This is a genomic window from Ruminococcus sp. 8Y-12 (genome assembly GCF_058119865.1).
The window spans coordinates 420,382-432,961 of the sequence record NZ_CM176623.1 but is presented as its reverse complement, the minus strand read 5'-3'; the positions used below and the strand labels follow the sequence as shown (position 1 = coordinate 432,961).

12 protein-coding genes are annotated in these 12,580 nt (G+C 50.2%); 10 read left to right on the top strand and 2 right to left on the bottom strand.

The features are described from left to right. Positions 1-4: 4 nt before the first annotated feature. From AC0THY_RS01650 to AC0THY_RS01630, 5 genes are all read left to right on the top strand, one after another. Positions 5-418, top strand: a complete 414-nt coding sequence (locus tag AC0THY_RS01650; RefSeq protein WP_489992736.1) for a DUF3788 domain-containing protein — start codon at positions 5-7, stop codon at positions 416-418. A gap of 25 nt (positions 419-443) precedes the next feature. Next, entirely contained in the window at positions 444-908 is a 465-nt protein-coding gene (locus AC0THY_RS01645) for a GNAT family N-acetyltransferase (RefSeq protein ID WP_489992735.1), read from the top strand. Positions 909-1,047: 139 nt separating this feature from the next. Continuing rightward, the gene (locus tag AC0THY_RS01640; RefSeq protein ID WP_489992734.1) at positions 1,048-1,638 is read left to right on the top strand and encodes a TetR/AcrR family transcriptional regulator; all 591 of its coding nucleotides are present in this window, start codon (positions 1,048-1,050) and stop codon (positions 1,636-1,638) included. Continuing rightward, a complete protein-coding gene (locus AC0THY_RS01635; protein WP_489992733.1) occupies positions 1,639-2,340 on the top strand; it encodes an ABC transporter ATP-binding protein in 702 nt (233 codons plus the stop codon). Then, positions 2,340-4,640: an ABC transporter permease gene (locus tag AC0THY_RS01630; RefSeq protein WP_489992732.1), complete on the top strand. Its 2,301-nt coding sequence runs from the start codon at positions 2,340-2,342 to the stop codon at positions 4,638-4,640. Before AC0THY_RS01635 ends, AC0THY_RS01630 begins: the two co-directional genes overlap by 1 nt. 5 nt (positions 4,641-4,645) lie before the next feature. Here the strand turns inward: AC0THY_RS01630 and AC0THY_RS01625 are convergent, their stop codons facing one another. After that, positions 4,646-5,977, bottom strand: a complete 1,332-nt coding sequence (locus tag AC0THY_RS01625; protein ID WP_489992731.1) for an MATE family efflux transporter — start codon at positions 5,975-5,977, stop codon at positions 4,646-4,648. Between the two features lie 150 nt (positions 5,978-6,127). On the opposite strand from AC0THY_RS01625, the gene AC0THY_RS01620 reads away from it, so the two are divergent. The 5 genes from AC0THY_RS01620 to AC0THY_RS01600 all read left to right on the top strand — a co-directional run bounded on the left by AC0THY_RS01620 (position 6,128) and on the right by AC0THY_RS01600 (position 10,930). Continuing rightward, a complete protein-coding gene (locus AC0THY_RS01620; protein ID WP_489992730.1) occupies positions 6,128-6,586 on the top strand; it encodes an Lrp/AsnC family transcriptional regulator in 459 nt (152 codons plus the stop codon). 110 nt (positions 6,587-6,696) lie between these two features. After that, a complete protein-coding gene (locus AC0THY_RS01615) occupies positions 6,697-7,458 on the top strand; it encodes a GNAT family N-acetyltransferase (protein WP_489992729.1) in 762 nt (253 codons plus the stop codon). A gap of 100 nt (positions 7,459-7,558) precedes the next feature. Continuing rightward, the gene (locus tag AC0THY_RS01610) at positions 7,559-9,973 is read left to right on the top strand and encodes an ATP-binding protein (protein WP_489992728.1); all 2,415 of its coding nucleotides are present in this window, start codon (positions 7,559-7,561) and stop codon (positions 9,971-9,973) included. A gap of 31 nt (positions 9,974-10,004) precedes the next feature. Beyond that, positions 10,005-10,640 carry an endonuclease III domain-containing protein gene (locus AC0THY_RS01605; protein ID WP_489992727.1) on the top strand — a complete coding sequence of 212 codons (636 nt, stop codon included), beginning with the start codon at positions 10,005-10,007 and terminating at the stop codon, positions 10,638-10,640. Between the two features lie 71 nt (positions 10,641-10,711). Next, positions 10,712-10,930, top strand: a complete 219-nt coding sequence (locus tag AC0THY_RS01600) for a hypothetical protein (protein WP_489992726.1) — start codon at positions 10,712-10,714, stop codon at positions 10,928-10,930. Positions 10,931-11,001: 71 nt separating this feature from the next. Here AC0THY_RS01600 and AC0THY_RS01595 read toward each other — a convergent pair whose 3' ends face one another. Continuing rightward, on the bottom strand, positions 11,002-12,519 hold the full coding sequence (locus AC0THY_RS01595) for a xylulokinase (RefSeq protein WP_489992725.1): 1,518 nt from the start codon (positions 12,517-12,519) through the stop codon (positions 11,002-11,004). Positions 12,520-12,580 lie beyond the last annotated feature (61 nt).

The window sequence follows — 12,580 nt, the reverse complement described above, 5'->3', positions numbered from 1 at the left end:
ACAGATGTTGGATTGGATACCAGATATGGAGGAAATAAAGGGCCTTGTGGGAGAAAACGGTTTTTCCGTGTGGACGAAATTGTGTGCGGCTATTGAAGAGAAATATGATATGGATCGGATCTGGAACAGCGGAGGCAAGGCCTGGAAATATGAGTATAAATACCGTCGCGGTGGAAAGACGCTCTGCAGCCTGTACGCAGGCGGGGATGGTATGGGGTTTATGGTGATCCTGGGAAAAGCGGAACGGGAAAAATTTGAAACGCAGCGGCAGAGCTTTTCAGCAGAGGTTCAGAGGGCGTACGATGAATCCCAGACGTTTCATGACGGAAAATGGATTATGTTTATGCCAAAGGATACTTCTATGATAAAAGATTTTATAAGACTGCTGGAGATTAAGCGGAGGCCAAACCGCAAATAACAGGAGGAAGGTTTAGGAGACAAATATGAATTACACTTACAAAAGGGCGGCTGCCCCAGACATCGGCCTATTGACGAATACAAGGATAGAGGTGCTTCGTGCAGCCAATCAATTGAGTGGGGCCGTTGATATGTCATTGGTGGAGCAGCAGTCACGGGAATACTATCAGGAGGCATTAGCCTCCGGAAACCATGTGGGATATCTGGTCTTTGACGGGGATCTCTTTATAGGAGCAGGAGGGGTCAGCTTCTTCAGAGTGATGCCCACCTTCCACAATCCGACCGGGTGGAAGGCCTATATAATGAATATGTATACAAATCCAGCTTACAGGCGCAGAGGGATTGCGTACCATATGCTGGAGCTGCTGGTCCAGGAAGCGGGTAAGAGGAAGGTTTCATTCATTTCACTGGAAGCCACACAGATGGGAAGACCACTGTATGAAAGGTATGGGTTTGTAAAAATGGAGGATGAGATGGTATTGCTGCAATAAATGCAGCCAAGCTCAGCCTGTATGCAGGCCTTTCTCCATGAAAAATGAGCAGTTGTTATATTTTGATTTTTTAAATGGCAAATCTATTGAAAACATTTCTGAGAACGTCTAAGATGTACCGCATAGGGAGGCTTAAACGATGCAGACAAAAAAAGAAGAAATCAGGGATACCATCCTTGAGGCGGCCCAAAAGGAATTCCTGATCCATGGGTATGAGGGCAGCTCTATGCGGACCATTGCGAAAAAAGCAAACACCACCATTGGCAATATCTATCATTACTTTTCCAATAAAGAGGCAATATTGGAGACTCTCATGGAAGAGCCTATTAAGTCTATCCATAAAGTGGTAGACAGTCACATGAAGGCGCACAGAAGAATTTATTCTTATGATGAACTGAAAAGCGCTCTGGATGAGATAGATGACATTATCGACGACAGTGATCTCACATATTTGATGGATGAGAGGCTGCTGATTTTATTTGACTTAAAAACCACCCGGTTTGTACAAATACGTGACTGGTTTGTGAGGGAGTGTAAGAAACATCTTGCGTGGCACTTGGGAGTGGAGGACAGTGATTCCGCTTATGTGGATATTTTGACCAATACGTTCATATCCTGTGTCCGTCACATTCTTTTGGAGCATAAGAATGTGGAACAGGCAAAACAGGAATTCAGTAAAGTCTTCCGAATGCTCTGCGCGGGTCTGATTACGGATAAGGGGGGAGTTTAGATGGGTATGGTAGAATTGCGCAATGTAAGCAGAATTTACGAAAACGGCGGTCACGCGGTTTATGCGCTGAGGGAGGTCTCTTTCACTGTGGAGCCAGGAGAATTTACCGTAATCCTGGGGCCGAGCGGCGCGGGGAAAAGCACTCTTTTGAACATCCTGGGCGGAATCGACCGGGCAGACAAGGGGAGTGTGAAGGTAGCTGGTGAGGAGGTCACTGTGCTCACAGAAAAAGAGATGTCCCTTTACCGGGCCCGCAGAGTGGGGTTTGTCTTTCAGTTCTATAACCTGATTCCCACACTGACTGTGCAGGAAAACGTAGGGCTTATGCGGGAACTGAAAAAAGAGGCGCTGCCTGCAGAGGATGTGCTAAATAAGCTGGGACTTCGCGGGCAGGGCCGCAAGTTTCCAGGACAGCTCTCCGGCGGGGAGCAGCAGCGGGTCTCCATTGCGCGTGCCATTGCCAAAAATCCGGATATTCTGCTGTGTGACGAACCCACAGGGGCCTTAGACAGCGAAACAGGGTGTATGGTGCTGGAGGAGCTGCAGAAACTCTGCAGGGAGGAGGGAAAGACCATCCTGATCGTCACGCACAACGCCAGTATTGCAAAGGCTGCGGATAAGGTGATTCGGATCAAAAACGGGGCGGTGAGAGATGTGGAAGTCAATCCCCGCCCTTTAAAAATAAGTGAGGTGGACTGGTGATGCTGATTCGGAAGATGCGGAGGGATATTGTAAAAAACAGGGTACAGTTTTTGGCGATCTTTCTAATGATGTTTTTCGGGTGTTTTCTATACTCAGGAATTACCGGTGAGTGGAACGGACTTTGGAATCATTTTGATACATTCCGCAGCGAGCAGAATCTTGCTGATGAGTGGGCATACAGAGAAACATTCTCAGAGGAGGAATTGAGCAAGGTGAAAGCAGACCCGCAAATCCGTCAAGCGGAGGGGCGTCTGTGTTTGCCGGCCACGGTGCAGGGAAAAGACGATGCCTCTCTCACCTGTTATGCAGCTAAATCCAATGAAATTTCCCGTTTATATGTCACTGAGGGGGCAGAGTTTGACGGGAAAGAGGAGGGGATTTGGCTGGATGCACTTTTCGCAGGTGAGAACGGATACCAGACAGGCGATCAAATCACACTGAATATACAGGGAATGAAGCTGTCCGGCACCATACGGGGACTGGCTTACAGCCCGGAATACATCTATGGGGTTTCCGGGGATGAGATGGTACCAAACCATAAAAGGAGTGGGTTTGCGTGGATAAGTACAAAGATTCTTCCAGGGGAGATGCCCCTTTTTTTCAATCAGATCGCAATAAAACTACGGGAGGATTCCGGCAGTGATGTGCTGAAAAACATTCTGGGTGACGAGGTACAGACCATTAAGGCAGCAGACCATCCCACAGTATCTGTGATAAAAGATGAGATTGAACAGCATAAGAGTATGGGGAATATCTTTTCAGCGGCCTTTCTCTTAATTGCCCTGATGATTACCGTAACCACCATGCACCGGATGCTGAAGAATCAGCGCACACAGATCGGGATTTTAAAGGCCCTTGGTTTTACAAGGAGCAGGCTTATGCGGCATTATCTCTCCCACAGCGTGGCTGTGTGCGGACTGGGCGCGCTGGCAGGATATGTGCTGGGCACTCAGGTATTGCCCGGGATAATCTACCGGTTTTTAAAAACCATGTATGTGCTGCCTGTTTGGGAGGGAATCCTGCCGGGTGAGGCGGCAGTCCTGCCCCTGCTCTGCGTGGGGGTATCCCTGTTCATCAGCTATTGTATATGCAGAAAATATCTGCGGGGTTCTGCGGCCCAGTGTCTGTCAGGGGAGTCTGGGTTGCAGACAACCGGGAATCTGCCGGGGATGCGTACTTGGGGACGGGCAGCGCGCTTGCAGAGTCAGGGACAACGGGATGCCGGTAAGCGGCTTACCTTTGGCAGCCTCTGGAATTTAAGGGATATATTAAGAAACCGCCTGAGAAGCTTTATGACACTCTGCGGAGTGCTGGGGTGTACCGCTCTATTGTTCTGTGCTTTTGCACTATACGATACCTTTGATAATCTTTCGGAATGGACTTTTACCAAACAACAGAACTATGCGTGCAAAATCACCGGCATTCCCGATAAAGAGGGGCAGGAGGAATTAAAACGTCTGACAAATGGAGAGTATCTGATGGAGGGCTTTGCAGTGATCCGGCATGGAGATAAAGAGAAAGAAGTAAGCCTGACAGTGCCTGAGAGTAATAGATATTGGAGGCTCGCAGAGGATTTGCAGACATTCACGGACATAGGGGACGGGGCAGCCCTATCCAAAAAGACAGCAGAGAGTCTGGGAATAGAAGAAGGAGATATGATTTCCTGGAAGCATGTGGGAGAAAAGAGCTGGTGTGAATCAAGAGTGGAGGCAATTGTAAGAACCACTATGAGCCAGGGGATTGTCATGAAAAGGGAAGCCTACGAGAAGACCGGGCAGAGCTATTTACCCATAGCGGTCGTGGGTGATATTCCGGCAGAGGGCTTTGGAGACTACGAGCAGACTTGTACCATTTCCAGCCAGAAGGAGCTGACTCGCGGGATTGAGGATATGATGGAGGGAATGGTGATGATGATTACCCTTCTGGTTACCGGAGCTGTACTGCTGGGGGGAATTATGCTTTATAATTTGGGTGTGCTCTCCTACCTGGAGCGCTACCGGGAGTTTGCCACCATGAAGGTACTTGGATTTACAGACAAAAAGATACGCAGTATTATGGTGCAGCAAAACGTGTGGCTGTCCGCAGCGGGGATACTTCTGGGAATACCTGCCGGATATCTCTTGATGTGCTATATGCTCACCACCATTCCGGAATCAATGGACGTACCTGTGATGGTGAGAGGAGTGTCTTGGGGGATCAGCATTGCCGGGACATTGGGCATTTCCTGGATCATAAGCCGGATCGTGTCCAGAAAGATTCCTCACATTGATATGGTAGAGGCTCTAAAGGCGAAGGAATAAGAGAATTAAAACCGCCCCCTCATGCGAAGAGCAAAGTAACCCAATCCCACAGCATCCGCCAAAAACCAGCCAATGGGCACGGACCACCAGATACCTGCGACTCCGACAACCGGTATGGCAGAGAGAATATAGGCCAGCAGCACACGTGTCCCCAGTGAGATGACGGTCAGTATGACTGACATACCCGGTTTTCCCAAAGCACGGTAAAGTCCATACAACAAAAACAGGCATCCGATCCCGCAGTAGAAGGCCCCTTCAATATGCAGGTAGCGGATGCCTTCTGTAAGTATGGCGGTTTCCTGCGGGCTGACAAACAGAAGCATCAGCGGGCGGGCAAAGATCCATATGACGGCCGAGGATACAAAGCAAAAGAGAAGAGATGTCAGTATCGAACCCTTAAATCCCCTGCGTATCCGCTCCTTTTCCCCGGCCCCATAGTTTTGGGCAATAAAAGTGGAAAAAGCATTGCTGAAGTCCTGTACAGGCATATATGCAAAGGAATCGATTTTTACAGCGGCTGCAAAGGCGGCCATCACCGTGGCGCCAAAACGGTTCACAAGCCCCTGCACCATAAGAATACCGAAATTCATCACCGACTGCTGCACACAGGTTAGGACAGAAAAGCCCGCGATCTCCTTTAAGCAGGACAGACGCAGATGACAGTGAGATTTTTGGAGGCGTAGCCCGGGACATCTGATCCAAGTGTACAGCGCGATGCCGATTCCGGAGACGTACTGGGAGATCACTGTTGCCTCGGCAGCCCCGGCAACACCCCTGTCCAGTCCCAGCACAAACCAGAGATCCAGCACGATATTTAATACAGCTGACAGGGCCAGGAACAGCAGAGGGAGCACGGAATTGCCTACCGCGCGCAAAAGACAGGAAAAATAATTATAGAAAAAGACAGCCGGGATGCCGGCAAAAATAACCATCAGATAATCAAACATCAGTCCTCTAATCTCAGATGGAACATTTAGAAACAGCAAGATCCGGCTGATATTTAAATAAGCCAGCAAATTCAGCAGGACACTTAAAACAGAGATGAGCAGGAAGGAGGTAAACATACTTTCTTTCAGACCATCAAAGTCCCTTTGACCAAAACGGATCGAAAAGACCGTACTACTTCCCATACAAAGACCCAGCAGGATAGAGGTCAAAAAGGTCATGAGGGTAAAAGCCGAACCCACTGCGGCCAGGGCATCCGCTCCAAGGAAACGGCCAACGATCAGAGTATCCGCTACATTATAACACTGCTGCAGAAGGTTGCCCAAAATCATAGGCAGTGCAAACAACAGCATGGTTCTCATCACAGGACCTTTCGTTAAATCCCCTCTCATTTTTATCTGTTCCTTTCTAAAAGTAAGTATATTCTTACGTTTCGTAATCATTATAACGATAACAGGCTAAACTGTCAATTATCAGATTGCCTTTTGACGAAAACACTTCTATAATAAAGATATCAGTGATTTAGAAAAGGGGTGTTTGCCATGTTCCTTGGGGGTCTGAATGAGCTGGATCAGAAGATTGTCCGGTTGTTGATACAAAATGCACGCATGTCCTACTCAGAGATAGGACAGCTGGTAGGGATCTCCCGCGTTGCTGTAAAGATGCGTATCCAGTCTTTGGAAAAGCGCGGCGTGATTGAAGAATACACCGCAATCATAAACCCGCAGAAGATCAGCGGGGCCGTGTCCTGCTACTTTGAGATAGAAACAAAACCGGAGAGCTTTGCACAGGTGACGGAGATTCTGCGGAAGAATGAAACCATTACACAGATTTATCGTGTTACCGGTAAGAACAAACTGCACGTCCATGCAGTGGCTGAATCCGGCGAAGAGCTGGAGCAGTTGATGGAGGAAGTCATTGACCCCCTGCCCGGGGTGATCAGCAGCAGTTGTAATATGATTCTTTCCCGCATCAAGGATATCAAGGGGCTGAGGCTGTGATGGGAAGGCGGGCTGCCCGCAGCATTACCAGCCGAGTGTTTGCAGTGTGCGAGAAACAGGTGTTGCGTAGATGCATCTCATGTTTTTGCTGCAAAAAAGGAGGGAACACTATGCCGGTATTCAGATTGGAAAATACAGAAAAGGCGAAAATGTTATTTGAGGGATGGCAGGAGACCATCATCTGGTCCTGCCTGCAAAATGTCATGGGAACTGTTTATGGCGATGACTCTAGGGAACCGCAGTCAGCCGCCGCATATTTGGGTGACTTCGTCTTTTTTGCCGGAGTACCCACCCGGGAACTGGTAATATATATGACGGAAAATGATCCGAGCAGGCCTCTGATTTTGGTTCCGCGTACAGAAGAGTGGGGGAGGCTGATTTTGAACTGCTGCGGGGAAAGGGCAAGATCCATTACCCGCTACGCCATAAAAAAGGAAGAGGGGATCTTTGACCGCTCTAGACTGGTATCTGCAGTGGAATCCCTGAATCCGGAATATACTATGAAGCTGATCGATGAGGAGGCCTTCGCACAATGCCGAGAAAGCGGATGGGGCGGGGATCTGGTGTCCCAGTTTGAGAACTACGGGGAATTTAGAAAATTGGGGCTGGGTGTTGTGGCGCTGAGAGCTGGAGAACTGGCAGCAGGTGCAGCCTCCTACACCAGATACAGAGAGGGAATCGAGATAGAGGTTGATACAAAGGAAGAGCATCGGAGAAAGGGACTGGCTTACGCCTGTGCAGCCCGGCTGATATTAGAGTGCTTAAAACGCGGCCTGTATCCAAGCTGGGATGCCCACAACAGGGCATCGGTGGGTCTTGCGGAAAAGTTGGGTTACCATTTCTCCCACGAATACACAGCCTTTGAGGTGTGACAGGGTATAAAATACTTTATATTTTGGAGTGACAAGTGTATAATGTAGATAAGTTTTTCAGCAATGCGGCAGAAAGCGTCACTTAAGAGAGGAGAAAACTATGTCTGCTGGTGATTTGCGCAATTTATTGGATTCTCTGACCGACATCAGCATCTATGTCATAGAGGAGGAGACCCATCAGCTTCTGTACTTTAACCGCCGGAGTCTGGAGCATAGCAGGGGTAAGGCAGTGATTGGGGCGAAATGCTATGAGGTGTGGCCGGAGTTGTGTGTCCATTGTCCTCTGAACTCCATGGGTGAGAAATCCTCCATCCATTCCATATGCTATGATCCTCTGATGAAAACAATGGTGGATGTGACTGCTAACCGGATTATTTGGGAGGGGCATATTCACGCTGTAGTGATAACTGTAGCACCGCATCGGCTGAATTTTGAGGAACAGCAGGGACTGAAAAAGATTGAGAAGATGTATGCGCAGAGTCTGGTGAAGGTATTTGACGAGTGCGTTATTGTAAATCTGACGGCAGACTATTATGTCAACTGCCAAAAGGATATGATGTGGACGGAAATTCCGCAGCAGGGTAATTTTGGCGTTGAGAACCGCAATTATGCCCAGAGGGTGGTGCACCCAGAGGACTTGGAGCAGTTCAACGAGAGTTTTTCAAGGGAGGCACTGCTTGGACAGTTTAGAGAGGGAAGGAAAAAGATTACCAGGAGGATGCGCCGTCTGACCAGGGATAATATTTACCATCAGGTGGAGTTTACTGCCGCCAGGATTGAACAGCTGGGGGAGGATGAGTGCTGGTGTGTTCTTGTCTTTCGGGATATTCAAGATGAATATCTTTTGGAACAACAGCGGGACGTGGAGATCAGCCAGCTGGTAACTGCCGCAAAAGAGGCATATCAGATGCTGATCGCGGTAAATTTAAGCCGAAATACCTACCATATGATCGAATACGACCGTTATCCTATCAAAAAACCAGGGGATGAGGGAAGCTTTGAGGAACTCATAGAAAGGGAATTGTCCACAGTACATCCGGATTACAGAGAGCTGTTTCAGAGTAAATTCTCGCATTCTGCCCTGATCAACGCCTTTATGCGCGGAGAACGCATTGTGGCTATGGAGGTGCCCCACATGGACCAGGAGGGGCACTGCCACTGGAGCTTTACCCAGGTGATACGGGTGGAAAGCGCCAGCACAGATGACCTGCTGGAGATTACCCTCTCCAGAAACATAGACCAGGAGAGGCAGATGCAGGAAGCAATGCTGGAGAAGGAGAGGCGTGCAAAGCAGCTTTTGGAGGAGGCTTTGCAGAAGGCCGAGGCAGCCAGCCAGGCCAAGAGTGAGTTCCTCTCCAGGATGAGCCACGACATCCGCACTCCCATGAATGCCATCTTGGGAATGACTCAGCTTGCCATGCTGAATCTGGAGGACAGGGTAAAACTGAAAGACTACCTGGAGAAAATTTCTGGTTCGGGCACTCATCTGCTGGAACTCATAAATGAGGTTCTGGATGTGAGCAAGATAGAGAGCGGTGCGGCAGAACTGGTGGAGAGTGAGTTTAATCTGAAAAGTCTGGTTATGGATGTGGCAGAGATGGTCCAGGTATCTGCGGAACAAAAGAAACAGACCCTTAGTGTCAAAATGGATGATGATCTGAATGTAAGCGTGAGCGGGGATGAGAGGAGGATTCGCCAGGTATTGGTCAATATTTTGGAGAATGCATCCAAGTATACCCCCGCAGGCGGGAACATCATTTTTAGCCTGGAGGAGACAGAGCAGCGGGAACAGAACACGGGGACTTACCGGTTTGTCATCCGGGACAATGGCATCGGAATGAAACAGGAGTACCTGAAACACATCTTTGAACCCTTCAGCAGGGCGGATGACAGCAGGATCAGCAAAATAGCGGGAACCGGGCTGGGTATGACCATTGTAAAGAACCTGGTTTCCATGATGGGCGGCGATATTCAGGTGGAGAGCCGGTATGGGAAGGGCTCTAAATTTCAGGTGACCTTGTGCCTGACAAAATGTGGGGCTCCTGCCCCGGTAACACCAACAGAAATGACCGGGAAAAGGAATGCCTTTGCGGGTATACGGGTACTGCTGGCTGAGGACAATGAGTTGAACCGCCAGATCGCGGTGGAGATGCTGGAGATTCTGGGTGTAAAGGTGGAGACGGTTGAGAACGGACGGGAAGCCGTGGAGGCGGTCTGCACACATCCGGCGTTCTATTATGATTTGGTGTTTATGGATGTTCAGATGCCGGAGCTTAATGGCTATGAGGCAACCGGACAGATCCGGGCCTCAAAACTGGAGGCCATCGAGGAACTCCCCATCATTGCCATGACGGCGGATGCCTTTGCAGAGGACGTAAAGCAGGCAAGACTGTCGGGGATGAACGGACATCTGGCAAAGCCTATCTCTATTGGAAAGCTGCAGAGTGCGCTCTCCGACTGTATAGCCTGGAAGAAGAAGAACGGGAGGGGCAGGTTCTTTTCACCGGAGGAGTAATGTATAAAATAGCTGTTGAAAGGAGAAATTCATGACAAAAGAGAAGCTTGCGCTTGAGATTGTTTCCCGATTAAAACAAGAGTACCCGGATGTGGGATGTACCCTGGACTATGACCAGGCATGGAAACTGCTGGTGAGTGTCCGTCTGGCGGCTCAGTGCACAGATGCCAGGGTAAATGTGGTGGTGCAGGAATTATATAAAAAGTATCCGGATGTAAATGCCCTTGCAGATGCGGAGGCGGAGGATATTGAAAGGATTGTGAAGCACTGCGGTCTGGGGAAAAGCAAAGCCAGGGATATCAGCGCCTGTATGAAGATTCTGAGGGATGAGTATGACGGCAAGGTTCCGGATGACTTTGACGCGCTTTTAAAGCTCCCGGGAGTGGGACGCAAGAGTGCCAATCTGATTATGGGAGATGTGTTTGGAAAACCTGCGATTGTCACAGACACCCACTGCATCCGTCTGGTAAACCGCATGGGACTGGTTGACAACATCAAAGACCCCAAAAAGGTGGAGATGGCCCTCTGGAAACTGATTCCCCCAAAGGAGGGGAGCGACTTCTGTCACAGACTGGTTTTTCATGGAAGAGATGTCTGCACAGCCCGCACCAAGCCCTTTTGCGATAAGTGCTGTCTTCAGGATCTCTGTGCCAGAAATGGAGTGTGAATAGATGAGGTCTGACCGCAAGGGAAAGGCTGTGTGCTGAATGGAACAGCGATTTCGGAAAGGAGCATAGGATGAAAACAATTGTCAGAGGCGGCGTACTGCTGGCCCTGGGTATTTTTAGTATCATCACAGGTGTGTGTGTGGCAAAAGTGTTTTTGGCCAAGGCAGCACTTATAGTTGCAGGAATCTTTTTTATTATCATGGGGATCGGCTGTGTGCTGAACGTTGGGGGAAACAGCCAGAATGATAAGGACGCACAAGCCCCGCAGAGACGAAAGAAAAAGTCCTGATACCGGCAAACGGGCTTGAAATGCGCCCGCCCGTGTCCCGCTATTGGGGAAGGGCAGGCGGCGTGTTTCTTTTAGATATGAAACAGATTGTCAAATACAGGGACCAGTGCATCGTAGGCTTGGTCGAATACAGGCTTTAATTTGTCGTACACGGCAGCATTTTCTAAGGAAGGTGCAGTCGTGTCTTTTATTTTCAGAAAGCGGGATACCTGGGAGAAGTCCTCGTAGAGGCCGATACCCACTCCGGCAGTCACTGCAGCTGCAATGGAGGTGGCCTCCTCCACATGGTCCGGGCGGCTTAGGGAGGCCTTGAGCACATCCGCCAGTATGGAAGCCACAATGTCCCCCTTTGCGCCGCCCCCGGTCAGAACCAGATGGTCGGCAGTCATGGACCTGCGGTAAGCCTTTAGAATGAGCTCCAGGTTCATGGCTACTCCCTCCAGAGCGGCCCGCAGATAGTCATTCCGGTTGTGTTCCGGTCTGATGCCAAGGAAGGTGCCGAAGGCGTGTGGGTTCCACCTGGGGGACCGCTCGCCCAGCATATAGGGCAGGTAGATCAGACCCTTTGCGCCTGCAGGGGAATTGGCAATAAGCTGGTTTAAAAGGGAGTAAGCACTCTGACCGCTCCTGGCAGCCTGGGCAGCGACATCCTGAAAGAAGGTCTCCTTCATATAGGAGTAGGTGCTTCCCGCGGACTGCATGGTTCCGCAGGGCATGTAACAGCCGGGGATAATGTGGGCAAAACAAAAAAGAGCCTGCTCCTCATCTGTAAATACTTCCCGTGTAGTTCCCCCGATCCAGGCGGAGGTGCCAAAGGTGAGGAAGAGCTCCCCGGGATGGATACAGCCAGCGCCCAGAGCGGAGCAGGGGCCGTCTCCCCCGCCGCAGACCACCTTGGTGGAGGGCGTCAGGCCCAGAGCGCTGCCGGCCTCGGCCGTGAGGTTTCCTGCAATGTGCGTGGAGGGGAAGAGCTCGGGCAGCTTATCCGGGCTGACACCGGAGGCGTCCAGGATTTCCCGGGACCAGCACAGGTTTTTCAGATCCAGAGCATTGGTGCCAGAGGCGTCGGAGTAGTCAGTGAGAAAGCGGCCTGTGAGCCGGTAGATAATGAAATCCTTGGCCTGAAGCATCTTGCAGGTGGCACGGTATACCTCTGGCTTATTATCCTTCAGCCACATGAGCTTTTCCAGGCTGTAGGAGGCGCTGACCCGGTGGCCGGTAATGGCGTACATACGGTCCGCCCCCAAGCGCCGGGAGAGCTGGGAGGCCTGCTGGCCTGCCCTCTGATCCGCCCAGATCATAGCGGGATGCAGGGGTCTTCCTTCCTTGTCAACGGGAAGGCAGCACTGCATCTGCGCGGAAAAGGAAAGGGCAAGCACGCGGGAGGGGTCAATCCCCTCTGTGATTTTGGCAGTGGCAGTGCACACAGCCTGCCACCAGTCTTCTGGGTTCTGTTCCGCGCAGTTTTTATGAAAATAGTGTACATCATAGGGGACTGTATAGCTGCAGACCAGTTCACCCTCCGTGGAGAACAGGGAAGCCTTATCCCCGGATGTGCCCAGGTCGTGGGCGATCAGATATTCTTTCATGGATTTTTCTCCTTTACAGATCCGTTACGGGTTTCTGAACTCAATTATAACAAAATATGTT

What these genes read in the sequence shown, in the direction of transcription:
- AC0THY_RS01650 (WP_489992736.1), top strand. Translation starts at nt 5, where the DNA reads ATGTTGGATTGGATACCAGATATGGAGGAAATAAAGGGCCTTGTGGGA.
- AC0THY_RS01645 (WP_489992735.1), top strand. Translation starts at nt 444, where the DNA reads ATGAATTACACTTACAAAAGGGCGGCTGCCCCAGACATCGGCCTATTG.
- AC0THY_RS01640 (WP_489992734.1), top strand. Translation starts at nt 1,048, where the DNA reads ATGCAGACAAAAAAAGAAGAAATCAGGGATACCATCCTTGAGGCGGCC.
- AC0THY_RS01635 (WP_489992733.1), top strand. Translation starts at nt 1,639, where the DNA reads ATGGGTATGGTAGAATTGCGCAATGTAAGCAGAATTTACGAAAACGGC.
- AC0THY_RS01630 (WP_489992732.1), top strand. Translation starts at nt 2,340, where the DNA reads ATGCTGATTCGGAAGATGCGGAGGGATATTGTAAAAAACAGGGTACAG.
- AC0THY_RS01625 (WP_489992731.1), bottom strand. Translation starts at nt 5,977, where the DNA reads ATGAGAGGGGATTTAACGAAAGGTCCTGTGATGAGAACCATGCTGTTG.
- AC0THY_RS01620 (WP_489992730.1), top strand. Translation starts at nt 6,128, where the DNA reads ATGTTCCTTGGGGGTCTGAATGAGCTGGATCAGAAGATTGTCCGGTTG.
- AC0THY_RS01615 (WP_489992729.1), top strand. Translation starts at nt 6,697, where the DNA reads ATGCCGGTATTCAGATTGGAAAATACAGAAAAGGCGAAAATGTTATTT.
- AC0THY_RS01610 (WP_489992728.1), top strand. Translation starts at nt 7,559, where the DNA reads ATGTCTGCTGGTGATTTGCGCAATTTATTGGATTCTCTGACCGACATC.
- AC0THY_RS01605 (WP_489992727.1), top strand. Translation starts at nt 10,005, where the DNA reads ATGACAAAAGAGAAGCTTGCGCTTGAGATTGTTTCCCGATTAAAACAA.
- AC0THY_RS01600 (WP_489992726.1), top strand. Translation starts at nt 10,712, where the DNA reads ATGAAAACAATTGTCAGAGGCGGCGTACTGCTGGCCCTGGGTATTTTT.
- AC0THY_RS01595 (WP_489992725.1), bottom strand. Translation starts at nt 12,519, where the DNA reads ATGAAAGAATATCTGATCGCCCACGACCTGGGCACATCCGGGGATAAG.